This is a genomic window from Ochrobactrum sp. BTU2, assembly GCF_024539785.1.
Classification (GTDB): Bacteria; Pseudomonadota; Alphaproteobacteria; order Rhizobiales; family Rhizobiaceae; genus Brucella; species Brucella anthropi.
In genome coordinates, this window is sequence record NZ_JAHWRG010000027.1 from 1 (window position 1) to 22,961 (window position 22,961).

Below are 22,961 nucleotides of genomic sequence, written 5' to 3' on the forward strand. Positions count from 1 at the left end.
AACTTCAATAAACAGGCAGACTGACCGGCATTCAGCACCCTCATATCACTACTATGTGCCCTCAAATGAGCGCTTACGATGAACTTGCCGTCGTCGTTCTCGGTCTGCTTCGCGCGGCTCAGGAAATCCACCGTCTCGGCGATGATCTCGCAGCCGTAGCGGTCAACCCCCGCGGCGTCGGTCCACTTCGTGTAGTGGATACGGCCACGAACCAGAACCTTCATGCCCTTTTCGCAATGCTGCTGGACCGTCTTGCCGAGGCCGTTGAAGCAGGTGATGCGGTGCCATTCCGTGTCCTGGACCCGATAGCCGTTCTCGTCGCGGACAACGCGGCCTTCCGAGTAGCGGGGGCGCGAGGTGGCCAGGGTGAAGTGGGTGATGCCGGTGCCGCCCTGGGTGGTGCGGGTTTCGGGGGTCTGACCGATGTTGCCGGCGAGGATGACGATGTTCTGCATTGTAAGTCTCCGTTGCTCCTCGGAGGGACCATCCCTCCGACGAGACCCGGCCAAGGCCGTCGGGAGACTCCCGCAACTGCCGTCCTTCGGCAGCTTGCCCCTAAGGCCCCAGGTGGGGCGGGCAGCCGCGCTTGCGTGGCAACACGGCTGGGAGCCGCGGGGGTTGCAGGTGGAAACCGAACGGACTTAGGGGATCAGTCAGGCGGAGGGATTGGTGCTTTCGAGAGCACAAATACGGGGACGCACAGCAGAACCATCGTCCTTGCCGGCGACAGCGAACAGACAGGCCGCCGAGACCCGGACCATGCGGCACAGCACCGGCCCACCCGCCTTCTCTTTCTCGGCCGCGCTCGCGCTCGCCGCAGGAAGGCTATGTCGTCCGGGATGAGAACGAAGCAGCTATCGGGTTTCCAGGCGCAGCATGGCATTGCCGCGGCTTCGACAGCGGAAGGCCCGGTCCCGCTGCATTGCGAGAAGTAGCAATGAAGGTGTTCGTGGCTGAACTCCCGGAACGAAGCGCCGGTGCTGCCGGGATTGACCGCTACGGCTATGGGATTCATGCCGATGACGGATTTCCAAGCCACCGCGCGCGAAGCAGACCGAGAATGATGGCGGTAAGGACAGCGATGACATGACCGCCCAACGTTCGAGCCGGAAGCCGGAGCCCGGCGGCGCAAGCCGCCGGGTTTTCCCCTTGGAAGCGGAAGATCGCTACCGCCGTTTCAGCGAGAGAACACCGACTCGCCGAGGGCGTTCAGATTGACGACGGCCGAGACGCCGATGGCAAGGCCGCCAATGCCGCCGAGCAGATTGAGGACAAGGGCCGAGTCGATGGCGTTCTTCGTGATGCCATAGACAAGCGCATAGCCCGCGATAACGGCGGGCACCGCGAAGAGAGCGAGCGCGATGAGGCGAAGGACCGGGTTTTTGGCGAAGCCAAGAACCGCGATCACCAGTGCGATCGACAGCAGGGCGGCGCCAGCAGCACTGAGGCCGGACATCAGGACGCCCGCTCCCGCGCCCCAGGCATATTGCGCGGCGGTAATGGCGGCCATGACGGGCAGGGCATAGATCGCGAGATTGAAGGCAATCACGCAAGCCGTGATGGTGAGCGAGATGGCGAGCAGGATCAGCGTCATGGAAACCTCCAGATGACCAGTTGAGGATCACGACAGGCTGCCGGGAGATACGCTCCGCCTGCGACTATTCTGCTTCGCCGGTTCTTCAAGGATGCTCCATCAAAGGCCCCGTCTCTCCTTCTGTCAAGGTTCGGCGGCGCTTACGCGCCGCCGTCGAACTTCATGACCGGGATGCCGAGCTTGCGAGCCTTGTCCGCGAAGTTCTCCTGAATCCCGGTGCCGGGGAAGACCAGGACACCGACCGGCAGGACGTCCAGCATGGCATCGTTGCGCTTGAAGGGCGCGGCCTTGCCGTGCTTCGTCCAGTCGGGCCGGAAGGCGACCTGCGGCACCTTGCGGTGATCTGCCCAGCGGGAGGCAATCAGTTCCGCGCCTTTCGGGGTGCCGCCGTGCAGCAATACCATGTCCGCGTGCTTGGCATGGACCTGATCGAGCTTCGCCCAGATCATGTGATGGTCGTTGAAGTCGGCGCCGCCGGTCACGGCCACCTTCGGGCCGGCGGGCAGCATCACCTCGGTCTCGGCCCGGCGCTTCGCGGCAAGGAAGTCGCGGCTGTCGATCATCGCGGCGGTCAGGTTGCGATGATTGACCATCGAGCCGGAACGCGGCCGCCAGGCGCTGCCGGTGTGGTGCTCGAATGCCTCGGCGGCGAGATCGCGGAAGAGTTCCATGCTGCTCCGCCGTTCGATCAGGGTTTGGCCCTCGGCTGTGAGGCGTTCGAGTTCGACGCTCTTGACCTCGCTGCCGTCCTGTTCCCTCTGCATCCGGCGCTGTGCCTGCTCGTTGTCGTCGAGATCGCGCTCGACCCGGCTGGTGGCGCGGTGGAAGAGATTGACGGTCCCCCAGAGCAGTTCTTCGAGATCGGGTTCGAGGCGGGTGTCGCCGAGCGTCGCGACCAGGGCGTCGAAGATGTCGGTGACGGCGGCGGCGACGGTGTTGCCCTCGGGCAGCGGCCGGGGATCGGGTTCGTCCTGGAACGGGCGCCAGCCGTAGAGCTGGAGCTCAGAGAGGGCATGATCGGTCTGGGAGGAGGTGTGGACCGGCTCGTCGCCTGCGTATTCGGTTTCGTTCGTCATCGGGAGCATCCTTCGTCTGGAGACCGCGCCCATCGCGGCCTTCGCAGGCGTCGAAGCGCACGGGCGGGACGGGTTGGCAGCCCTCGCCCGCTCGGCGAGGGCCTTGATGGCCGGGGGCGGCTAATTTGCCTTTCGCGATGCAAAGGCGGCGCAGCCGCCGGCGGAAATTAGCCGTACCCGGCCATTGCCTGCCCGTCCCGTTTGTGCGCCGATCGCCCTCTCAGAAGGCCGTGGGTGCGGGACTCTCCGACGAAGGACGCGGCTGCCGATGGCCAGAGAACCAAACCCTCAGGCGGCGAGCTGGGCCGCGCCTTCGGGAACGATTACGTGCTCACCTCTCCATGAAACGGCGGACGTCTTCAGGATGAAGCTGATCCGTCAAGGCCGCCCGAAGGGCATCGGCGCCGTGGCGGCGCAGATCATCGTTGAAATCGCCGTTGAGCGGCGTGAGCGACATCGTCTCGATCCCGAGGCTCGCTGCTCTGGCGACCAGGCTGTCTCTTGCGCCCTCCCCGGCCGGGTCGCGATCCCGCAAGACGTAGAGCCGGCGCAGGGACGGCGGGAACAGGATGGCAGCGAGGTGAGCGGCCGAAAGCGCCGCCAGCATCGGCATGCGGGGCAGAACCTGACGGGGCGACAGCACGGTCTCGATGCCCTCGCCGGCGGCGAGCACCTCACCGGCAGTCCCGAAGCGGACGGCGTGGCCGAGAAGCTCACCCATCGCCCGCCGTGGTGTCTCGACGGCCGCCTTGCCGGACCCGTCCGAGGCGAGCCAGGTGCGGTGTGCGCCGGTCTGATGGCCGGCGAGATCGGTGACGGCGGCCACGAGCGCCGGCCTGATCTCGGTGGGCAAATGCGCTTCAGACCTGTAGTAGCACCGGGGATGGTAGCGCAGCGCGGCGGTGCCCGAGAGGGAGGTGACCGCCCGCCCGTTGAGGTAGGCCTCCGCAAGCGTGCCGCGGATCGGCTGTGCCATAGCGAAGAGGCGGCGCGACGCTTCAGGCGAACCGGGTGCCGAGCTGGATGTCCTGCCGGTCGGCGTCCTCGTCTTTTCAGGTTCGGGATGCGGGAGGGCGAGGAAACGGCGCGCTTCCTCGGCCACGTTCCTGAAGTCGACCAGGCCAAGCGCCTCGCGGATGACGTCGAGCAAATCGCCATGCTCGCCGGTGGCCATATCGGTCCATTTCCCTGCCGCTCCCTTGCCGGATTCCGGCCCGGTGAGGCGAACGAACATCGAACGACCCGACGTGTTCTGCACATCGCCGACCAGCCAGTACCGCCCGGCGCGCTGGCCGGACGACAAGTAGTGGCGGCAAACCGCCTCGGCCTCCCGGCCGAGACGGATCGCCAGTTCGGAAGCGTCATGACGCGGCATCAGGCCGCCTCCCGCTCGCCGATGCGCTCGACCGGCCAGCGGTCGAGGAGTCTGGCCAGCACGGTGGAGCCGCCGGCATCGACCGGCACGAACATGCGCAGCTTCCAGGAAATGATCTCATGGAACAGGCCATAGGCCGTGAGGCGCTGGCGCATCGTATCGGTGAAGCCGGAGAGTTCGATCCGGTTGACGCCCATGACGCGGACCCGGCGAAGCTGGAGGCCCTCGGCGAGATCAAGGATCGTCCGGCCCTCCATCAGCGCCGCGAAGGCATCTTCCGGCGTGACCGATGCAATGCCGGTCGTTGTCGCGTTCGCGGCCCAGGCCGGGGAGACCTTGCGGCCGATGATGCGCTCGCCCGCATCGGTCTGGAGCCGGTAGACGCGGGTGGAGTCGTTCGGCAGCCGCTTCCAGATCGGCAGCAGAAGGCCCGTCACCATATGCAATGTGCTGTCCGCAAACTCCGGCACCTCGGCGACCTCTGCCTCCCAGGCCGATGCGAAGGCGTCCCGGTCGGCCTCGACCCAATGGGTTTCGCCCATAATCCTGATCGGGACATTATGTGCCTCCATCGGCCGGATCAGGCGGACCCGGCGCTCGATCTCGCCATCGTCCAGCATGACGCTGGTGGTGGGGATCTGCACCGCCGCGCGGCCTGAGCGCTCGTTGATCAGGAGCTTCGCACGCGGATCATCGAGTTCGGCTAGCGCCGTGTTGAGCGTCACCGGCCGGTTGCGCTTGCGCTCGGTGATGCTCAGCAGGCTGGTCTCGGCTCCGGTGCGCGGATGGGTGTAGATCACCTGCCGGTCGGTGACGACGAAGCTTTCGGCGCGCAGCGTCTCCAAGCCGGCATCATAGGTGCCTGACGCGATGGCACCCTCGATGCGGGCGGTCAGAAGCTGCTCGAAGGCGGAAAAGAGCACGCCCTGAAGCTCGATGGTCAGCGCCAGCAGGCGGTTGAGGAAGGTGGTGATCGGCGGCAGATCATCCTTGATGCCGTTCGAATCCATCAGCTTCAGCCCGGTCGCCGCTTCGAACCGCTCCAGCGAGCAGCCATCGACCTTGCCGCGCACCAGCAGGAGATAGAGCTGGCGCAAGGCATCGCGCGCATAATGGCTCTCCAGATTGTCCTCGGGCCGGAACAGGCCCTGGCCGCCGGTCTGGCGCTGGCCGCGTGTGATCGCGCCGAGCGTGTCGAGGCGGCGGGCAATGGTCGAAAGGAAGCGCTTCTCCGCCTTCACATTGGTCGAGATCGGCCGGAACAGCGGCGGCTGCGCCTGGTTGGTGCGGTGCGTCCGTCCGAGGCCCTGGATGGCAGCGTCCGCCTTCCATCCGGCTTCGAGCAGGTAGTGGACACGCAGGCGCGTGTTCTTTGCCGAGAGTTCGGCGTGATAGGACCGGCCCGTGCCGCCGGCGTCGGAAAAGACCAGCACGCGCTTCTGATCGTCCATGAAGGCTTGGGTTTCCGCGAGGTTGGCCGAACCTGCCCGGTTCTCCACGACGAGGCGGTCGATGGTGACGCCGCCGCCACGCTTGCGGACGATGCGGCGAGAGCGGCCCGTCACCTCGGCCACCGTGTCGGTCCCGAAATGCTGGATGATCTGGTCCAGCGCGCCGGGGACCGGCGGCAGGCTGGCAAGGCTGGCGATCATCTCGTCGCGCCGGGCCGCGGCTTCGCGGCTCTCGACCGGCTGGCCGTCGCGCGTGACCGGGCGTGAGGACAGGTTGCCCTCCGAATCCGTGAACGGCTCGTAGAGCTGCGCCGGGAAGGAATGGGCGAGGTAGTCCAGAACATACTCGCGCGGCGACAAATCCATCTTCAGGTCGCCCCATTCCTCGGTGGGGATCTCCGCCAGCCGTCGTTCCATCAGCGCCTCGCCGGTCGAGACGATCTGGATGACGGCCGAATGGCCCGCCTCCAGATCGCTGGTGATCGAGCGGATCAGCGTCGGGGTTTTCATCGAGGTCAGCAGATGGCCGAAGAACCTCTGCTTGGCGGACTCGAAGGCCGAGCGGGCGGCGGATTTGGCCTGTCGGTTCAGCGTGCCCGAACCGCCATCGCCGCCGGTGATGTTGGCGGCCTGCATCGCCGCATCGAGATTGTTATGGATGACGGCGAAGGCGTCGGCATAGCTGTCGTAGATGCGGATCTGCTCCGGTGTCAGTTCGTGGTCGAGCAGCTCGTATTCGACGCCTTTGAAGGAAAGTGAGCGGGCGGTGTAGAGGCCGAGCGCCCGCAGGTCGCGGGCCAGCACCTCCATCGCCGCGACGCCACCGGCCTCGATCGCCTCCACGAACTCCGCCCTGCTCGAGAAGGGAAAATCCTCGCCGCCCCAGAGGCCGAGCCGCTGCGCATAGGCGAGATTGTGGACGGTGGTGGCGCCGGTGGCCGAGACATAGACCACGCGGGCATGGGGAAGCGCGTGCTGGATGCGCAGCCCGGCGCGGCCCTGCTGGCTGGCGGCGACATCACCGCGTTCTCCCTTGCCCCCTGCGGCGTTTGCCATCGCGTGCGCCTCGTCGAAAATAATCGCTCCGTCAAAGTCCGAGCCCAACCATTCGACGATCTGCTTGACGCGCGAAACCCTTTCTCCGCGGTCGTCGGAGCGCAGCGTGGCGTAGGTTAAAAATAGGATGCCTTCGTTCAGCGTTATGGGCTTGCCTTGCGGGAAGCGCGACAGCGGCGTGACCAGCAGCCGCTCCATGCCGAGGGCCGACCAGTCGCGCTGCGCATCCTCCAGCAGCTTGTCGGACTTCGATATCCAGACCGCCTTGCGGCGGCCCTGCATCCAGTTGTCGAGGATGATGGCGGCCGATTCCCGGCCCTTGCCGACGCCGGTGCCGTCGCCGATCATGAAGCCCTGCCGGAAGCGGATGGCGCCCTTGGCGTCCTCCGGCGCGGCCGACATGGTGTCGAGTGTGTCATCGATCGTCCAGGCCCCGGCGAGGAAGCCCGCATGGGCCTCGCCGGCATAGATCACGGTTTCCAGTTGCGCCTCGGACAGCTTGCCGAGGATGTCCGTCGGCAGCACCGGCCGGTAGCTCGGCTTCGGCGGCGCGATGCTCGCCATCGAGGCGGATTGCACGAGCTGGGTCGGGTGCGCCTGCGCCCCCGCGATGCGGATGGTCTGAAGGCCATAGTCTTCATAGATCGCATCCGACAGGCGGCCATCTTCGGTCGGCGTCCAGTCGACGGTCTCATAGGTGAGCGGCACACCATCCGGCTCGGTCAGCTGCGCCGCGGATACCGTGCGGGCCGCGCGGTTGACATAGCCGCGCACAGTGCGCGGGGCAGCAGGCCGTGCGACCGGCACAGCCACGGTGGGATCGACCGGCAGGCGTGCCGGAAGCTGTTTGGCGAGCCAGCCCATCAGCGTCGCCACGTCCGGCGCGACACCGGTGCCGGCCGGGAACACCGCCGGGTCGTCGGCGGGCAGCTTGTCGATGACGGTGAGCCGCGTGTCGATGGTGGTGCCATGCTTGGCATAGACAGAACCGTCGACGGCGGCGGAGAAGGTGACCCGGCTGCGTTCCTGCAACCGTTTCCAGTTAGCCGTCCAGGCCGGATTGTCGGGGGCGAATCTCGCGCCGGTGATGGTCACGAGCCGCCCGCCGGGCGCAAGGCGCGCGAGCGCCGAGGCGACATGGCGGAAGGCGGCATCGGCCATCCGCCCCTCGACATTGGCCATGACTGAGAACGGCGGGTTCATCAGAACCACGGTCGGGACAAGGCCGGGATCGAGGTGATCGTCGATCTGAGCGGCGTCGAAGCGGGTGACGGACAGGGCCGGAAAGAGGGAGGAAAGCAGGCCGGCGCGGGCCTCGGCCAGTTCGTTGAGGAGGAGCGTGCCGCCCGCGACCTCGGCCAGGATGGCGAGGAGCCCGGTGCCGGCAGAGGGCTCCAGCACCCGGTCGGCTTGGGTGATCGCCGCCGCCGTCACCGCCGCGAAGCCGAGCGGGATCGGGGTCGAGAATTGCTGGAAGATCTGGGCTTCCTCCGACCGGCGCGTATGTGTCGGCATCAGCCCGGCGATCTTCGTAAGCTGCGGCAGGATCGCCGCCGGAGACCCGGCTTTGCGGAAAAGCGCATTGCCGTATTTGCGCAGGAAGAGGACGGTCGCCGCCTCACAGGCATCATAGGCGGTCTTCCAGTTCCATGCGCCGGTGGCATCGGAAGCACCGAAGGCAGCTTCCATCGCACCGCGCAGGGTGGCGGCATCGACACGCTGACCGCGCTCCAGATGCGGCAGCAACAGCCCGGCAGCGGTCAAGATGCTGGCTGCGGTCTCAGCGTCTTGGTCGAACGGAAGCGGCGCGGTGGCGGATGCCGCCGCGGATGCGGAAATCATGTTCATCGGGGATTCCTCGGGAGAGCGGGACAGGATCGAGCCTAAGCGGCGCTCTCTCTCGACCGCACCGGCTCAAGCCCCTTCCGGCCCATCTCTCCCTCTCAGTCCGAAGCGATAGCAGACATGAAACAAGCGCCCGGCCGTCAGGCGGGGCGCTTGTGAGGATCAGCCAAAACGGCGTCCGGCTTCGGTGAAGGTGTTCGTTGGCGGTGATGGCCACGTCCACCGCCTCATCCGAGGTCAGGTAGTCGTATTCGCGCTCAAGCTGGCGATAGAGCCATCGGGCCAGGTCCCGGAGCGCCTCAATGACGATCTCCTCGGCATCGGCGGTCATGTCCTGCCAGGTCGGACTGTCGCGTTCGACTGAGATCGCCATGCAATACTCATGGCAGTAGTGGCCGCGATGCGTTGCCTCGGCTCGAAGCTGGTAGAAGTTCCGGCGCTGGACGGCCTGAAGGGCATCTGCGATTCCGTGCAAGGTCGTATCCTGCGGCGCATAGGCCCTGATCTCGGCCGAAACGTTCTTCCGGTAGGAGTAGAACCCTTCCCAGCAGGCGCCACCCCCTTGCGACCAGAAGCCCCGGAACCAGATGCGCGGCTCCTGCCGCGATCCGCCGCCCATGAGGCGGACGGTGCTGGTTCTGAAGCGGATGCCGATGATTTCCGCGATCCGCTGGAAATCCTCATAGACGGTATCATACCAGTCGTAGTCGAAGCCCCCTTCCCGATACCAGGCGCGGGCCTTGTCCTTCGCCGCATCGGAAAGCTCGTCGAGCCGATAGACCGTGGTTTCGATGACGTCAGGCATAGGGGTCGCCTCCGTCCAGAACGATCTCCAGCCAACTGTCGCTGTAGATCCAGTCCACGGTCTCGCCCGTGGCGAGATCTAGAGCGTGCGCGCCGCCGCCGAAGGCGTTCACCCGTGCCTGCGAGCAGGTGGTTGCATATTGGAACCCCCATAATCCTGTGAGGCCGAACTCGGCGGCGCAGCGCTTGACGAACTGGATGACATGTTCGGGATCGCCGGTTTCGTCATCGCGCATCCAGAGCTGGGTGCCACCATGCTCGGGCTGGATCGAGAGCAGGAAACCCTCGGACGGAGGGTCTTCCGCGGCGTTTTCCTCGGACAAGGCATTGTAGAGGTCGAGCGCTCGGGCGGCGTTTTCGGGAGTGCCTACTTCGAGCAGGCAGGAGAAATGGGTGTAGTAGTTGGCCATGTCCGGCTCCTGAAACGACAAAACCCGGCGCGAGGCCGGGCGAGGATGGGAAGGTTGCGACGCCGCTGGCGTCAGAGGCGGAACTGCGTCACCAGCCGTTGGGCATCGGCATGGTGGCGGAGCATCTCGCGGTAGAAGCGCTTCCGCGCGTCCCGCCTGGAGGGATCACGTAGGACGGGTCGAGCGAACTTCCGGCGTGCGGCACGAATGACGGCGCGGTCGCTGTCCCACGCCATGATGTCGAGGCGCAGATAGGTCGCGTACAACTGGGCCTCCTATCCGTCGATGCGTTCGCAAAGGGCGTCGATCTCGGTGAGATCAAGGCCGGAGTGAGCGCCGCCGTTGGTGAAAGTGTTCCTGAGGAGCGGTTCGACGGGTCCGCGCACAAGCGCGAACTGAAGGAGCCAGAGGCCCGTCAACACAGCATCGTGCTCCTGGGCGGTGACAGCGATGGACAGAAACGCCTCAACGGTTTCGCCATCTTTGAGCACGCGAACGCCAGAATTCTCATCGATTATGTAATCTTCGAACTCCTGCACGTATCCTGTGGCGCACCAGTCGCCCTTGAAATGGGGGCTATAGGCCAGATCTAGCGCATCTTCGAACGTGTCGGCTTCGACCACGGCGTCATAATAGACGAAGGCGTCATGGACTTTGCTGACGACAAATTTCGGCATAGGAAAACTCCATACGAGCAACTCCCGGCCGCTGGCCGGGTCAAGTGGCTTGAAAAGCGGGGAAGCGATCACGCGGCCTGTGGCAGCCGCAGAAGCTCGGCAGCCGTCTCGCGCCAAAAAGGATCGATCAGTCGCGCCTCGAGGAGACTGGCGCGGTAACGGAGATCGCGGGCGGTCGCCGCGTCTCCGCGCCCGGATGCCGTGAAGGCCATACCGCGCAGACGGCTGGCCTCGATGACGACGCGGCGAGCCTCGGTGTCGGAAGCAACGGGATGCTGCCAAAGGACGATCCCGCCCCGGATTTCTCCGGCGAGGACAAGGCCCAGTTCGCGGTCCTGAATGACCATGACGCGCGGGCGAAAGCGCGGCGCATCGTCCGGGCTGATGCGGAAATCGCCGCGCGCGACGCGCTGGCTGGCGATTGTCATAGCCTCTTCGGGGGAAAGGCATTGGCCGATGACGAGTCTGCGGTCGAAGCCGTCGACGTGATCGCTTTCGTCGTAGCTGGCGATACCGATGCAGGAGATGCGCAGCGGCAGCTTCTGGGCGTGACGCAGCCAGGGCAACACCTGCTGCGCGACGATCTCGCCGATCGGGGCGAAAGCGTTTTGGCGGGATAGGGACATGGGAAATACTCCGCGACGGGCGGCGGAAGCCTCTCTCCCGCCTTCCAACCCGTCACGGCCAGCCGACCCGCACTCTCACTCTCCCTTTGCGATGGAGGATCGTTCCTGCTTTCGCCGGAATGATCCGACGCTCAGCACCAAGGCTCACGCCACCCTGCCCAGGTTCTCGCCAGACCCTCGCTGACGAGAACATCGCCGACGTCGTGGCCTTCGACCCGGATCGCCGCCAGGGTCCGGCCATAGCGGTCGGTGCCCTGGCGCTGGATTTCGACCCTTCGGCCTTGCAGGATTTCTGCCAGCCTGATCTTCGCTTCCCGGGCAAGGTTGGATTCATAAGCGCAGCGGCCCTCGATCTCGGGGGCGTCGATGTTGAAGATCCGGACGGCCTCAGATTGGTGTCCCGCACCCAGCCGGATCGAATCGCCGTCCCAGACCCGGATTTCGGCGGGTTCACAGGATGCCGTGCAGAGCAGAGTGGAAACGATGATATGGAGCATGGCAAGCGGCTTTCAGCTTGAAGGCGCGAAATCTGAGTGATTGCCACGGTTCTTTCCCGATGCGGGTCGAGATCGCAATGCAGATTGGCACGCAAGCGGCAATCGGCGGTGATTGACGGGAGAAGGCCCGGCTGCGCCTGGGCACCGGGCCGTGGGGGTGAAGCGCTTTCGCGCCTCAGCTCCATGGATCGAGTTCCAGCTTCACCATGTCCTCGTCACCGTCGAATTCGTCGGCCGGCATGGCGGTATGGGTGCCGTCCCCGGCCTGGAGCACGACGATCGGGACCATCAGCGTGGTGGCGAGGCTGGCGGCGAAGGCGGTGGCATCTGCATAGGACATGGGTTCCGGCTCCTGTTTTTGGAGCGGGGGACCATCCCCCGCGCGACAGGCGCCCGAAGTGTCCGGCCGGATCTGCAATCACCCTCGGGCGTTCGGGCTCGTCCCGAATCCCCGAGGGCGGCACGCTTGCGTAAGCCGACCCTTCACGGGTTGATTGACAAAGAGACGGCTGGACCAAGGTTCGCGAATGGAAGCGGGGGTGGTGCTTTGCCTCTGACAGGCGCCGGAAATCCGTCGCAGATGCCTCGCCGCGCAAGCCTCGTTGCCGGGCCGATTTCCAGGATGTGCTTCAGGCCGGGGACGGAACCCGTTCCTCCGGCACCGATAAGGAGACGTTGCAATGGTGAAGCTGGACCTCGATCCATCGCTGCCTGACCAGCGATACTCCACGGCCCGGTACCCAGGCGCAGCTTTCAGGGCCGGTCAGTCCCAGAAACCATCGGCGATTTCGCGGGCGATCATCGTGCGGGCCTTCATCATCACGTCGTCACCGGACGTGTCGATATGACCATAAAACCGCGCGCGGCCGCCATCTGCGGTCCAATCCGCATAGCGGCAATATTCGCGGGCATCGAGCCGGAAGGCGCGCATGTCCTCGGCCCAATGCGGCTTCGGCTCCACGACGACGGTGACGCCGCCGCGCGATTCCTCCCATGGAAGCGACCGCTCCGCAGGCGGACTGTTGCGGTCCTCGGCGAAGATTTCGTCAACGCTCATCATGCCGCGTCTCCATTTCCGGGGGTTTCGAGGAAGCCTGAAGGATTGGCGGGGTCCGGCGGCAAATAGGCGTCATAGGGGTTGCAGTCGGCGAGATGACCGAATGGCGTGAAGACGTAATCGCCGCCGTCACGACCGACAGCGCACAGAACGTAGCGAACCTCGTGGGTTTCGGCATCGAGGCATTCCATCAGCGCCAGGTTGCCGTCACCGGCGGCGCGCAGCAGGGTGTTGAAATTCGTTCGGACGGGATCGGGAATGGCCATGATGGTCTCCTGAAACGAAAACGGCCCGGCGAGCTGCCGGGCCTTGGAATGGACAGGGATGGAAAGCGAGGCGACGGAGGCCGCCCCGCTGGTGCGCGCATCACTCGGCGGCGACGAGGGCCGCCGGATCGGCGACGGCCACGTCCTTATCATCACCGGCGAGGAAGTCGGGTAACGCCACGCCGTCCTCGTCCTGATCGGCCGCACCGTCCACGGTCTCCGCATCCAGAGCGGGGCGCAGAGGTTCGGGCAGCCAGCCGGTGTCGGCCAGAAGGCGTTCGGCCTCCTTCGCCATGTCGCCCTTCTTCAGATGCGCGATGAGATCGGCGGCGCGATCGCCGGCGCCCTCGCGCACCGCCTCGAGGATGCGGGCCTTGGTCACGCGGCCCAGATAGTTCTCGACCGTGGGCTTCCAGCCGGCTTCGACGAGATCGAGGCCGGTGGCCTGGGCCAGCCGTTCGGCCTCGGCCATGCGGCGGTCCAGACCGTGCTGCGAGATGCCGTTCCCCGAATAGGGGTTGGGCCGCTCGTAGAGCGCGTTGACGCCGAAGCTCACGCAATGGGCGAGCAGGGCCAGGCGGCTGGCATCGTCGAGGCCATCGATCCACCCCCAGAGCCGGTCGTCATCACCGGAGGGAATATCGCCCCGCCAGGCGTCCGCGCGCTCGTCGATCATCTTCGCTGCGGCACTGTCCGCGAGTCCGGTCGCGTCAGCGGGGAGATAGATGTGACGCACGGCGGCATAGAGGCTCGTTCCCGCGGTGGAGGTGCGCTCGAAGGTGTCGAGGACGAGCTTGTGCAGCAGGGCCGTCATGGCGGCGTGCGGATTCTCGGCGAGCGCATTGCGCAGCGCCAACGTCCGCCAGGCGGTCAGGTCGATCACCAGCCGCTCGGGCAGCGGCTTGACGGCATCGTCCTCCTCCTCGTCGCCCTCCGGGACCGGCTCACCACCAACGGTGATGACGGCGCGCTGAACGGCATCAGGATCGGACGGGTCGGCACCTTCTCCGGCATCCTCGCCATCGACGGCTTCGGGTTGCTCGTCCTCGGGGCGGACGTAGCCGCTGCTGACGATCAACTCGCCCTCGCGGCCGATGCTGACGAATACACCGGCACGGGCGATGTCTTCCGGCGCGAAGGTGACGGGCCGGTTCTCGAAGGCTTCCAGTTCGGCCTCGATTTCGCCGAGCCGCTGGTCGATCTCATCGGGCAGTTCCTCGGCCTCGGCATACTGCGATTCGAGTTCGTCATACTCCTCGCGCAGCGCTTCGCGGGTGGCGCGTTCCTCATCGGTCAGCTCCTGGGTCACGCCGACCAGCCTGCGCAGGCCGTTGGCGTAGCCGTAGGGAAGCTCGACCGCCGCGTCGATCCACTTCCAGCCCTGAGCCGCGATCTCGTCGGCAACGGCGCGAAGCTTCTCGTCGACCAGACGATCGAGAAGCGTGACGTCCTGCAACCAGCCGCCGTTCTCTTCGGAAAAGAGGTCGCGCAGCATCGGGCCGCCTGCCGCCTCATAGGCTTCGACGCCGATGAAGCGGGCGCGCTTGTCGGCGGCGGGAACCGTGGTCTCGGTCAGCATGTTGCGAATCTGCCAGGGTTCCTTCTGCCAGGAATTGCTGACGCGCTCCCAGACCTGCTGCTGGCGCTCATGGTCGGGGTTGACGGTGAAGGCTTCCAGCATCGCGAGCGTCATCTCGTTGCGCGCATAGGCATCGAGCAGGGACGGCGCGGCGGTGGCGAGACGTAGGCGCTGCATGATGTAGCGCGGCGTGGTCCGCCAGGCGTCGGCGATCTCCTCCTTGGACATGCCCATGTCGAACATCCGCTTGAACGCCTTGAACTGGTCGAGAGGATGCAGGGCGAGGCGTAGCAGGTTTTCGGCCAGCGAGTCGTCGACGGCCGAGGTCTTGGCATCGGCCTTCTTGACGATGCAGGGGACGAGGCCATCGGCAGGGAAGCGACCGGCTTCCACGAGGCGCGCGATGGACCTGTAGCGCCGGCCGCCGGCTGGCGTCTCGAAATCGCCGGTCTCGTTGCCGTCCTCATCGAGGATGGCACGGACATTGAGGCCCTGAACGAGATCCTCGCGACGGTCGATGTCATGGGTGAGTTCGTCCAGTCCGGCCTCAACGTCGATCTCGCGCACGTTGTCGGCGGATAGGCGAATACGGTTGAAGGGAATGTCGCGCGCCCGCGAGAACTCGATCATCTGGAGGGCGGGCTTCTTCTTGGCACGAGCCATGGTGGTTTCTCCGCGACGGACGCCGAAAGCCTCTCTCTCGACCCTAAATCCGTCACGAAACCCCACCCCCCTCTCTTCCTCTAAACCGCCAGCGGCAGGCACCGCGTCATCAGTCGAGGCGCCGCGGGCCGCTCCTCGTTGACGCCATGTTTGCGGCGCAGCGACAGGATGGCCGCCTCCTGCCGGTCGATCTTTCGCCGGAGCCGTTCAAGGTCTGGCCCGACCGCGAGGAGCAGATCGTCGAGGACGCGCCGATATTCGGCCTCGTCCGCGCCCGTCCACCGGCTCATCCGACGAGTGGCGCGCCTTCGGTCGCTGCCGAACGGTCATGGCCTCGGCCCGGTCGCGAACCGCGCCTTCCGATCACCCAGGTCGAGATCCTCTTGCTGGAAGCGCGCCGGGATTTTTTCCTCCGGCCCCTGCCAGACGACGCGCCCGTTGCTCCAGATCGTGACGAAGCCGCCGCCGACCGGACGATCCGCGCGGGGCTTCGCCTCGAAGTTCCGGCAACCGAACTCGGCGGTCGTCGCTGAGAAGACGGTGGAGGACGGGCCAGCGAAGAGCACCTGGTCGCAGGTGCCGGTCGGCCGTTTCACGCGCTTGCACGACAGGCCGACCCGGAACATTTCATAGGCGCGCTGCTCATTCTCGGGTCGCGCAAGCCAATGGATGCAGTTCTTGCACCGGCCGCGTTCATGCGGAACGGACGGGTCGAGCGGAGGCCCGCCATTGTGGCCGGGACGGAGGAGACGGCCGGTCATGACAAACCTCCAGCTCGTGCCTTGGACCGGGCGGAGACGATGTGCTGGACAACGACCGGCCGCGTATCGGCGGCCTTAGCGAGCCGTTCGATCAGCGCAAGCTCCGCCATGGAACAGTCGCCGCGCACCTCGATTTCCACCCAATGACCGGAGCGTCCGACATGGGAATCGCGCAGGCGATGGCTGGACGAGGTGTAGAAGCTCTCGTTCGGGTCGATCAGCCGGACGCGGGTGGTGAGGAAGATGATGCCGGAGCCGAGATTGCCGCAGAACAGCAGTTCATCCGCCGGCGTGGTTTTCGGGCCGCCGCCGACCTGTTTGCGACCGATCTGACGAAATGCTTCATCGAACGTGGCCGGATCGTGGGTCATGCGTGCCGACCGGGCTTGCTGGAAGACCCACGGCGGCCGCCAGGGATCGAGCTTGCCGACGGCGATCTGGTGGAGGAAATCGGCGAAGCTCGCCGGATCGGCCGGATATGGGCACGTCCGCCAAATCTCGCGAACACGCGCGCGCAACGTGTCGGGTAGCGCGAAAAGCCGGGCGCGGGCCTTCCGCCACCAGGCAGCTCGCTGGCTGCGGCGTTTGTGTTCGGCCTCGCCCCACCAGACAGCGCGGCGGGCCATTTCCTCATCGACACCATGTTGTGTGGCGGCGATCTGATCGGCAAAGAGCGGCAACGCCTCCCGTTCGAGGCGTTGCTTGCGGAGAAATGCCGCGCGTTTGCGCGACGTATCTCCATAGGGTTCAAATCTGTGCCAGCGACGGAAGCGCATCACACGCCCTCCCACCGGGACTGCCGGGCCGTGCGGATGATCCGTTCGGCCTGGCGGATGCTGCCGGCCTCTCGCGCGGCTTCGGCCCAGACCGAGATAGGGAATTCGCCGGTAAAGAGCATGTCGCGTTCGATGCCGAGCCCGAAGGGCAGGCGCACCGAGGTCATTTCCTCCAGCGAGAAATAGCCCAGCTCCGGCTCGCCGAGATCGGCCAAACCGAACAGCGTGTCGCCGTCGGCGGCCAACTCGGTCGCAAGCCAGACGCCCTCCCCAAGCGGGTTGAAGAATTTCACCACCGGCACATGGTCTGCATCGCGCTGGCGGCCATTGGCCAGAAGCTGCGCGCGCAACTCGTCGGTCAGGAGGATCATGCCGCCCTCCTGTCGGTTGTGTCGGTGCTGGCGCTCGAAGATTCGGCCTTTGGCAGATGGGCCAAGATCCAGTCGGCCGCCTTGCTCGCCTGCGAGGCGGCGCGCACGATCGCGCGGTTGTCCTCGCGTAGCACCTCCAGCCAGGAGCCGATGTAGTCGGCATGGCGCACAGTCGGCACGATGCCGAGCGAGGCGCATCAGAACGCGGCGCTCATCTCGGCGATTTATCTGAACAGTCAAGCTGTCTCAGCGGACTTTCATCAGCCGAAACCAGCCGATCTGGCGGCGTTGCGCGGTTTTAGAACGGGTGAGACACTCGGGAGTATCTGGAGGGCTGCTCTTCGCATTGCGGTTCGTGGTTTTTACGACTGCTCAGCGAACCGAATGCGACTGGTGAAGGGATTTCTTTCGTGCAGACTGCTCCGCGGCCGTACCGGTCGACCACCTCACTTACGCTCAAAGCATCTCGCCGATATCTGACGCGCCGCTGGGATATGCGAACATGGTGGTCTTCAACTGCTCTGCCGTCAGCCCTTGCCTGATCGCCAGTGCAAAGATGTTGATCACTTCGTCAGCGTGCGGACCGACAAGATGGGCGCCGAGGATGCGGTCAGTGTCCGCGTCGACCAACGTTTTGAAGCCATACACCGTCTCGGCCTGCTGGCGTGCGGTGAACCAGCCGTCCACGCGCTCGGTCTTTACGCGAACGTTCAGGCCTTTCTCACGCGCCTTGGCTTCGCTCATGCCGACGGCTGCGATCGGCGGGATGGTGAAGGCGACACTCGGAACGCCTGTGTATTCAGGCCTGACCGTGTTGCCGTTGAGCAGGTTCGCCGAGACTACCTTCGCGTCATGGCTTGATACCGGAGTGAGCGGCGGTCCTAGGCCGGCGGCATCACCTGCTGCGTAGACCGCGGGGTTGGAGACGCTTTGCAAAAATCCGTTCAACGCCAGCCGCCCGTTATGGTGCTTTACGCTCCCGGCATCGAGATCGAGCGTCGCGAGCGCCGGCGCCCGACCCGCGGCATGGACGACCAGATCTGCGTCCATATCGAGTTCGCCGTCAGGACAGTCCGCCCGGACGCGATAGCCGTCTGATACCTTCTCAATGGCGGTCACCCCTGCCTGTGTGCGGACATTGATGCCGCGCTCGCTGAACTTGTCCATCAGCCAGCCGACGAGATCGGGGTCGAATTGCTTGAGCATTCGCTTCCCGTGCTGAAGAATTGTGACCTGTGCTCCGGCGCGCGCCGCGATGTGCGAAAACTCGGCCGCGATATAACCGCCGCCGACAAGGACGATGCGTTCAGGCAGGCTCTCCAGTTCCAGGAAGCCTTCATTGGTGATCAGGTGCTGCTCGCCCGGAATGCCGAGCGGCACGGCCTCGGCGCCGGCGGCGATCACGATACGGTCCGCCTCGATCCTCTCTCCTCCGAACTCGAGCGCATTCGGGCCGATAAAGCGAACGTGACCGTGGAAGGCGTGAATCCCTTTGTCGGCAAAGGCTTTCTCACGCTTCTGCGGTACCGGATCGGTGAAGCTGCGCTTGAAGGCCATCAGTCCCGTCCAATCGAGCGTCGCGTCCCCTTCGATTCCACGTCCGCTCATGCGCCAGGCGTGATCAGCCGCCTCGGCGCCGCCGACCATCATCTTCTTCGGATCGCAACCGCGCAAGGCGCAGGTGCCCCCGAAGGGCCGGAAGTCCGCGACGGCGACGCTCCAGCCAGCCGCACGAACCCTGTGTGCTGTTACGATCGCAGCCGTTCCCGTGCCGATGATCGCAAGGTCATATCTCTTCGCCACTAGATCTCCTCCAACATTGTCACGTTCGACATCCGAGCCTTCACGGCTCAGCCGGCGCAGCATGAGAGCTTCGCCACGTCCTTGTCGAAGGCAAGAGCCGCGAGCTTCAGGCCCTCAACGGTGGTGAGATACGGAAAGAGCGTATCCGCGAGGTCGTCGACGGTGAGGCCGTGCCGGATTGCCAGGGCCGCCGTCTGGATGCTGTCGGCTCCCTCCGGTGCGAGGATATGCGCCCCGAGCAGCCGGCCGCTGCCAGCGTCGGCGACGAGCTTGATGAGCCCGCGTGTGTCTCGGGCGGCAATCGCGCGCGGCACCTGGTCGAGACCGATCGTGGAGACACGGACGGCGTGGCCGGCGGTCCGCGCAGCCGCCTCTGTCAGCCCGACGCTCGCCACCTGCGGATCGGTGAAGACGATGGCCGGCATGGCACTGTTGTCGTAGCGCAGGCTGTCGCCGTTGAGGGCGTTCTTCGCTGCGAGCTTGGCACCGTAGGCGGCCATGTAGACGAACTGATCGTGACCGGTGACGTCGCCGGCAGCGTACACGCCCGATCTTGTCGTGCGCATGCGGTCATCGACGAAGATGCCGCCCTTCGGCGAGAGAGCGATCCCATGCTCGGCGAGCCCGAGACCTTCGATATTGGGCGCGCGGCCCGTCGCCACGAGCACCTGATCGGCGTCGATCGTGACGTCCTTGCCGTCGCGATGGACAGTGAGTGCAACACCGTCCGCGGTCTTGCGGATCGTCCGGTACGTGATGCCGGAAATCACCGCGATGCTCTCGTCCATGAAATACCCCGTCAGCGCCGTGCCGATCTCGGGTTCGGCCTCCGGAAGGAGACGCGAGCGGCACACCAGCGTCACCTCGACGCCGGCGCGGGCGAACATCTGGGCGAGTTCGGCCCCGATATAGCCGCCGCCGATCACGAGCAGAGATCGGGGCAGCGCCTCGAGATCAAGCGCCGTCGTGCTCGTCAGGTATGGCACGGTCTCGATGCCTGGGATGACAGGGACGGCCGGTCGCGCGCCGGTCGCGATGATGATCTTGCCGGCTGAGACAAACGTGCCGTCCACCTGGACGCCGCCGTCCACGATGCGCGCCGGCCCTTCGCGATAGGCGATGCCGTTGTAAGCCGGGAGCAGGTCGGCGTACTTGGCCTGACGTAGCTCCGAAACCAGCGCGTCCTTCTGACGGACGGTTCCGCCCCAGTCGGTCAGTTCGGCCTCGGCCGTGATGCCGGCGAAACGTGCCGCGGCTCGGGCATTGTGGAGCGTCTCGGCGGCGCGGATCAGCGTCTTCGACGGCACGCAACCGATATTGACGCAGGTGCCGCCGATGGTGCCGCTGCCGATGAGGGCCACCTGGGCGCCCTGATCGGCTGCCGTGATCGCGGCCGAGAAGCCGGCCGAGCCGGCGCCGATGATGGCAAGGTCGTAGGAACCATTGTTGCGGCCATTCGTGCCAAGGCGCCGATGCGTCACGGGCCTGTCCGGCGATGCCGTATCGCCCGACGATTGAGGCTCACCTTGTGTCTCGGCCGCGTTGTTGCCGTGGCCGGCGATTGTGCCGATTCCGGCAAGGCTGGGCCCGAAGATCGCCCGACCTGCTTCGAGAGCTTCCTCGATCGACAGCCGGAATCCCGGCTCGTCTGCAGGACGCTGCCGGCGCCACGCGGCGAGGTGATCGTCGGAACAGAAGAAGGATGTTGCAGTGCACAGCGAGTTCGCAGCGCATCCGCCTTCGTAATGGACGCTGAGCCATACGACGGCCGTCGTCGGCTCAACGTCGGCCAGAGCCCGGCCCCGTTCCTGCGTGGTGATCCGGACCGGCGCGCCGCAGTGGCGGCAGCGCGAGACGATCGAGATGTCTTGGTCGGTCATAGCGCCGATGCCGAGCGCGTCGACCGCGCACATCGCAGTAAGAGTGCGTCCGTCCAGTGTGACCCGGTGGCCGGTGTCGCGGTCGGTGAAGGGATACGCGCCGACAATCATGTCGCCATCGAGTACGACGAGGTCGCGACGGCGGAGCTCTTCGAGCAGCGCACGGACGGCTTCCTCGCTCAGCCCCGCACGCTTGGCAAGCGCGCTTGGGGTCGGGGCTCGCCCGTGTTCGGCGTAGAGCTGTAGCAACGCAACGCGCACGCGATCCGTGGCCGCCTCGTAGCCGCTCCAGCGGTTGAGCACATGGTCGGAGCCGACCATGGCCAGCAGGGCCTCCTTCACCACGGGTGACGAAACCACCGACCAGTCCGGAAACGTCACACCCGGCCGCACGGCCAAGCTCGGCACCGTTGCGGATGTAGAAACCGTCGCCTTGTCGCGGGACGCGGAGGATGTGCAGCAATCGTTCATGGCTTCAGGCCTTCATTCAGAATCTTCGTGTTGGAACAGACGACCTTTGCACGGCGATGATGGATGCCGCAGGCGACAAGCCCGAGGCCCGCGGCGATCAGGGAAAGCACGACCAGACCCGAACCCGTCAACCACGCGCCGAGGCCGGCCAGCGGCGGGGGCACGGCAAGGAGTGGCGCCGCGCAGCAGATCGCAACGACAATGGCGCCTGCGGCGCCGGTGCGGATCAGGGCGCGGTCATGCATGTCAACTGCCTTGCTCCTGCGTCGGGCGGGCCGGATAGCCGGCATTCATGCTGGCGGCCGCGATGGCATCCGGGGTCGTCTGCGCGTCGTCGAAGGTCACGGTCGCGGTCTTGGCTTCGAACGAGACGGCCACCGTCGAGACCCCGGGGACCGCCGCCATCGAGGTCTTCACGATGTAGGGGCAGGAGGCGCAGGTCATGTTGTCGATGGCGAAGGTGACTGTGCGTTCGGTAGCGAACACGGCAGGCGCGGTCATCACCGACATGATCAAAGCAAGAGCACTCAAACTCTTCTTCATGGGACGGGTCTCCTCTTGGTGTCAGGCGGAAAGCAGCAGCGGGGCGACGTAGTCGAATGCGAAGGCGGCCGCGACGAGCACCGTCGCAAACCAGAGCGCGATCTGGACAATGCGGCTGGGGATCGGGCGCGCGCAGGCAGCATCCTCGGCGCAGGCCCGCCTCGGCTTCCAGTAGACGAGATAGAAGCCGTAGCCGAGAACGCCCGTCGTCCCGGCGACGAAGAGCGGCTTGTAGGGCGCGAGCGCCGTCAGATTGCCGATCCAGGCGCCACCAATGCCTAGGCTAAACAGGATGAGCGGGACGATGCAGCACGAGGAGGCGGCAAGCGCGCCGAGAATGCCGCCGACGGCGACCAGGCGCTGCCGTCCGACTTCGGCTCGGTCCGACGCGAGCACGTCGGTCGTGGCGGACGTCATGCCCGCCGTGCTGGGTCGCGATATATCCATGTCCGATCTCGCTTTCCTTGCCGAAATCCTCATTGCGCAGTACCATGCGGTCTGTAGCAACTACAGGGTCAAGAGGGATTTTTGCGATGCGCGATCACGCTGGCGTGAAGGGCCTGCAGCGGGCTGAGCTCGCCCGGCGGACGGGCAGCAATCTGGAGACTGTGCGCTACTACGAGAAGGTCGGGCTCCTGCCCGAGCCACCGCGCACGGCGGCCGGCTACCGCAGCTACGACACGACGCACGAGCGGCGCCTTCGCTTTGTGCTGCGGGCACGCGAGCTCGGCTTCTCACTCGACGAAATCCGCGAGCTGTTGCGCCTGGTCGACGAACGCGACCAGCCCTGCGCCGAGGCAAGCGCGGTCGCCGCCGCGCATCTCGACGATGTGCGGGCGAAGATCGCTGACCTGAAGCGCATGGAGCGGGTGCTCAAGGACGTCGTCGCGCAATGCGCCGACGGCACGCGGCCGGAATGTCCGCTGATTGAGGCGCTGTTCCGGGAGCGAACTGTCAACTGATCGGGTCGAGGAGCGCCTATGCGGCGCCCCTGACGTCGTTCCGGCAAGCGTTGCCCTGCTGGGCGTGCAGCCAGTCGGCGATCTGCTGCGCCTTGGCTGCGGCGGTGAAGATCGCGCGCTTGTCGGAGCGAAGCACCTCGAGCCAGGAGGCGATATAGCTGGCGTGGTCGGGCCGCGGCTCGACGCTGAGATGGAGGTCGGCGCAGATCATGGCGCTCAGGAGCTCGACCGTGCATTCCTCCATAGCATAGGCGGCCGAGCCGAACCGTCCGGAGAGATCACGGTCGAGGCGATGCCTGGCGCCGGAGGCGTGACCCTTATGCCGATATCGGCATAACGGCCATTATGCCGTAAGTCGGATTATGCCGCATGGCCGAGCTTTTCGGCTGTCACGCCGGCTTTCGGCCATGCGGCAGTT

At 65.7% G+C, this 22,961-nt stretch carries 22 protein-coding genes and 4 pseudogenes; 2 read left to right on the plus strand and 24 right to left on the minus strand.

From position 1 onward, the window contains the following. Positions 1 to 77: 77 nt before the first annotated feature. The 15 genes and pseudogenes from KWJ32_RS25965 to KWJ32_RS26035 all read right to left on the minus strand — a co-directional run. Positions 78 to 455, minus strand: a pseudogene (locus tag KWJ32_RS25965) (single-stranded DNA-binding protein); the annotation flags it as partial. Positions 456 to 1,177: 722 nt separating this feature from the next. Further along, positions 1,178 to 1,594, minus strand: coding sequence for a hypothetical protein (locus KWJ32_RS25970; RefSeq protein ID WP_037094029.1), 417 nt, complete (start codon positions 1,592 to 1,594; stop codon positions 1,178 to 1,180). Positions 1,595 to 1,734: 140 nt separating this feature from the next. Then, complete coding sequence (locus KWJ32_RS25975; RefSeq protein ID WP_037094055.1) at positions 1,735 to 2,670, minus strand: DUF2493 domain-containing protein; 936 nt, start codon at positions 2,668 to 2,670, stop codon at positions 1,735 to 1,737. A gap of 331 nt (positions 2,671 to 3,001) precedes the next feature. Next, positions 3,002 to 4,045 (minus strand): toprim domain-containing protein, encoded by a 1,044-nt coding sequence (locus KWJ32_RS25980; RefSeq protein ID WP_037094032.1) that lies wholly within the window; start codon positions 4,043 to 4,045, stop codon positions 3,002 to 3,004. Further along, positions 4,045 to 8,400, minus strand: coding sequence for a strawberry notch family protein (locus KWJ32_RS25985; protein WP_151610646.1), 4,356 nt, complete (start codon positions 8,398 to 8,400; stop codon positions 4,045 to 4,047). The genes KWJ32_RS25980 and KWJ32_RS25985 overlap by 1 nt, the downstream gene beginning before the upstream one ends. A 159-nt stretch (positions 8,401 to 8,559) precedes the next feature. Further along, positions 8,560 to 9,202 (minus strand): annotated as a pseudogene (locus tag KWJ32_RS25990) (antitoxin of toxin-antitoxin stability system). Further along, on the minus strand, positions 9,195 to 9,611 hold the full coding sequence (locus KWJ32_RS25995) for a hypothetical protein (RefSeq protein ID WP_037094036.1): 417 nt from the start codon (positions 9,609 to 9,611) through the stop codon (positions 9,195 to 9,197). Before KWJ32_RS25995 ends, KWJ32_RS25990 begins: the two are co-directional and overlap by 8 nt. A 71-nt stretch (positions 9,612 to 9,682) precedes the next feature. Next, positions 9,683 to 9,877, minus strand: a complete 195-nt coding sequence (locus tag KWJ32_RS26000) for a hypothetical protein (RefSeq protein ID WP_037094038.1) — start codon at positions 9,875 to 9,877, stop codon at positions 9,683 to 9,685. Positions 9,878 to 9,886: 9 nt separating this feature from the next. Further along, entirely contained in the window at positions 9,887 to 10,288 is a 402-nt protein-coding gene (locus KWJ32_RS26005; protein ID WP_151610647.1) for a hypothetical protein, read from the minus strand. 68 nt (positions 10,289 to 10,356) lie between these two features. Then, positions 10,357 to 10,914 (minus strand): hypothetical protein, encoded by a 558-nt coding sequence (locus KWJ32_RS26010; RefSeq protein ID WP_037094044.1) that lies wholly within the window; start codon positions 10,912 to 10,914, stop codon positions 10,357 to 10,359. Between the two features lie 131 nt (positions 10,915 to 11,045). Continuing rightward, the gene (locus KWJ32_RS26015) at positions 11,046 to 11,411 is read right to left on the minus strand and encodes a thermonuclease family protein (protein WP_037094047.1); all 366 of its coding nucleotides are present in this window, start codon (positions 11,409 to 11,411) and stop codon (positions 11,046 to 11,048) included. A gap of 175 nt (positions 11,412 to 11,586) precedes the next feature. Then, positions 11,587 to 11,751: a hypothetical protein gene (locus KWJ32_RS26020; protein ID WP_122521009.1), complete on the minus strand. Its 165-nt coding sequence runs from the start codon at positions 11,749 to 11,751 to the stop codon at positions 11,587 to 11,589. A 423-nt stretch (positions 11,752 to 12,174) separates the two neighbouring features. Beyond that, positions 12,175 to 12,471, minus strand: a complete 297-nt coding sequence (locus KWJ32_RS26025) for a hypothetical protein (RefSeq protein ID WP_037094048.1) — start codon at positions 12,469 to 12,471, stop codon at positions 12,175 to 12,177. Further along, positions 12,468 to 12,734 (minus strand): DUF6117 family protein, encoded by a 267-nt coding sequence (locus tag KWJ32_RS26030; RefSeq protein ID WP_037094056.1) that lies wholly within the window; start codon positions 12,732 to 12,734, stop codon positions 12,468 to 12,470. Before KWJ32_RS26030 ends, KWJ32_RS26025 begins: the two co-directional genes overlap by 4 nt. A 100-nt stretch (positions 12,735 to 12,834) precedes the next feature. After that, a complete protein-coding gene (locus KWJ32_RS26035) occupies positions 12,835 to 14,976 on the minus strand; it encodes a chromosome partitioning protein ParB (protein WP_037094050.1) in 2,142 nt (713 codons plus the stop codon). Positions 14,977 to 15,122: 146 nt separating this feature from the next. Between KWJ32_RS26035 and KWJ32_RS26040 the strand changes: the two genes are divergently transcribed. Next, on the plus strand, positions 15,123 to 15,509 hold the full coding sequence (locus tag KWJ32_RS26040) for a hypothetical protein (protein WP_192799870.1): 387 nt from the start codon (positions 15,123 to 15,125) through the stop codon (positions 15,507 to 15,509). A gap of 224 nt (positions 15,510 to 15,733) precedes the next feature. Here KWJ32_RS26040 and KWJ32_RS26045 read toward each other — a convergent pair whose 3' ends face one another. From KWJ32_RS26045 to KWJ32_RS26080, 8 genes and pseudogenes are all read right to left on the minus strand, one after another. Continuing rightward, positions 15,734 to 16,513: a hypothetical protein gene (locus tag KWJ32_RS26045; RefSeq protein WP_052114322.1), complete on the minus strand. Its 780-nt coding sequence runs from the start codon at positions 16,511 to 16,513 to the stop codon at positions 15,734 to 15,736. Beyond that, positions 16,513 to 16,884 carry a DUF2958 domain-containing protein gene (locus KWJ32_RS26050; RefSeq protein WP_037094052.1) on the minus strand — a complete coding sequence of 124 codons (372 nt, stop codon included), beginning with the start codon at positions 16,882 to 16,884 and terminating at the stop codon, positions 16,513 to 16,515. The genes KWJ32_RS26045 and KWJ32_RS26050 overlap by 1 nt, the downstream gene beginning before the upstream one ends. Further along, positions 16,881 to 17,108: pseudogene (locus KWJ32_RS26055) on the minus strand (zincin-like metallopeptidase domain-containing protein); the annotation flags it as partial. The gene KWJ32_RS26050 and the pseudogene KWJ32_RS26055, both read right to left, overlap by 4 nt. Before the next feature lie 232 nt (positions 17,109 to 17,340). Further along, positions 17,341 to 18,687 carry an NAD(P)/FAD-dependent oxidoreductase gene (locus tag KWJ32_RS26060; protein WP_012112814.1) on the minus strand — a complete coding sequence of 449 codons (1,347 nt, stop codon included), beginning with the start codon at positions 18,685 to 18,687 and terminating at the stop codon, positions 17,341 to 17,343. Positions 18,688 to 18,734: 47 nt separating this feature from the next. Further along, positions 18,735 to 21,038 (minus strand): bifunctional organomercurial lyase/mercury(II) reductase MerBA, encoded by a 2,304-nt coding sequence (gene merBA / locus KWJ32_RS26065; RefSeq protein ID WP_012112815.1) that lies wholly within the window; start codon positions 21,036 to 21,038, stop codon positions 18,735 to 18,737. Further along, positions 21,035 to 21,283 (minus strand): hypothetical protein, encoded by a 249-nt coding sequence (locus KWJ32_RS26070; RefSeq protein ID WP_036742955.1) that lies wholly within the window; start codon positions 21,281 to 21,283, stop codon positions 21,035 to 21,037. The genes merBA and KWJ32_RS26070 overlap by 4 nt, the downstream gene beginning before the upstream one ends. Before the next feature lies 1 nt (position 21,284). After that, positions 21,285 to 21,581, minus strand: coding sequence for a cation transporter (locus tag KWJ32_RS26075; RefSeq protein WP_012112816.1), 297 nt, complete (start codon positions 21,579 to 21,581; stop codon positions 21,285 to 21,287). Between the two features lie 21 nt (positions 21,582 to 21,602). After that, positions 21,603 to 21,998, minus strand: a complete 396-nt coding sequence (locus KWJ32_RS26080; protein WP_231771510.1) for a mercuric transporter MerT family protein — start codon at positions 21,996 to 21,998, stop codon at positions 21,603 to 21,605. 116 nt (positions 21,999 to 22,114) lie between these two features. Here KWJ32_RS26080 and KWJ32_RS26085 point away from each other — a divergent pair, with 116 nt between their 5' ends. Beyond that, a complete protein-coding gene (locus KWJ32_RS26085; protein ID WP_012112818.1) occupies positions 22,115 to 22,543 on the plus strand; it encodes a helix-turn-helix domain-containing protein in 429 nt (142 codons plus the stop codon). Between the two features lie 16 nt (positions 22,544 to 22,559). Here KWJ32_RS26085 and KWJ32_RS26090 read toward each other — a convergent pair. Continuing rightward, positions 22,560 to 22,859, minus strand: a pseudogene (locus KWJ32_RS26090) (zincin-like metallopeptidase domain-containing protein); the annotation flags it as partial. Positions 22,860 to 22,961: the final 102 nt, after the last annotated feature.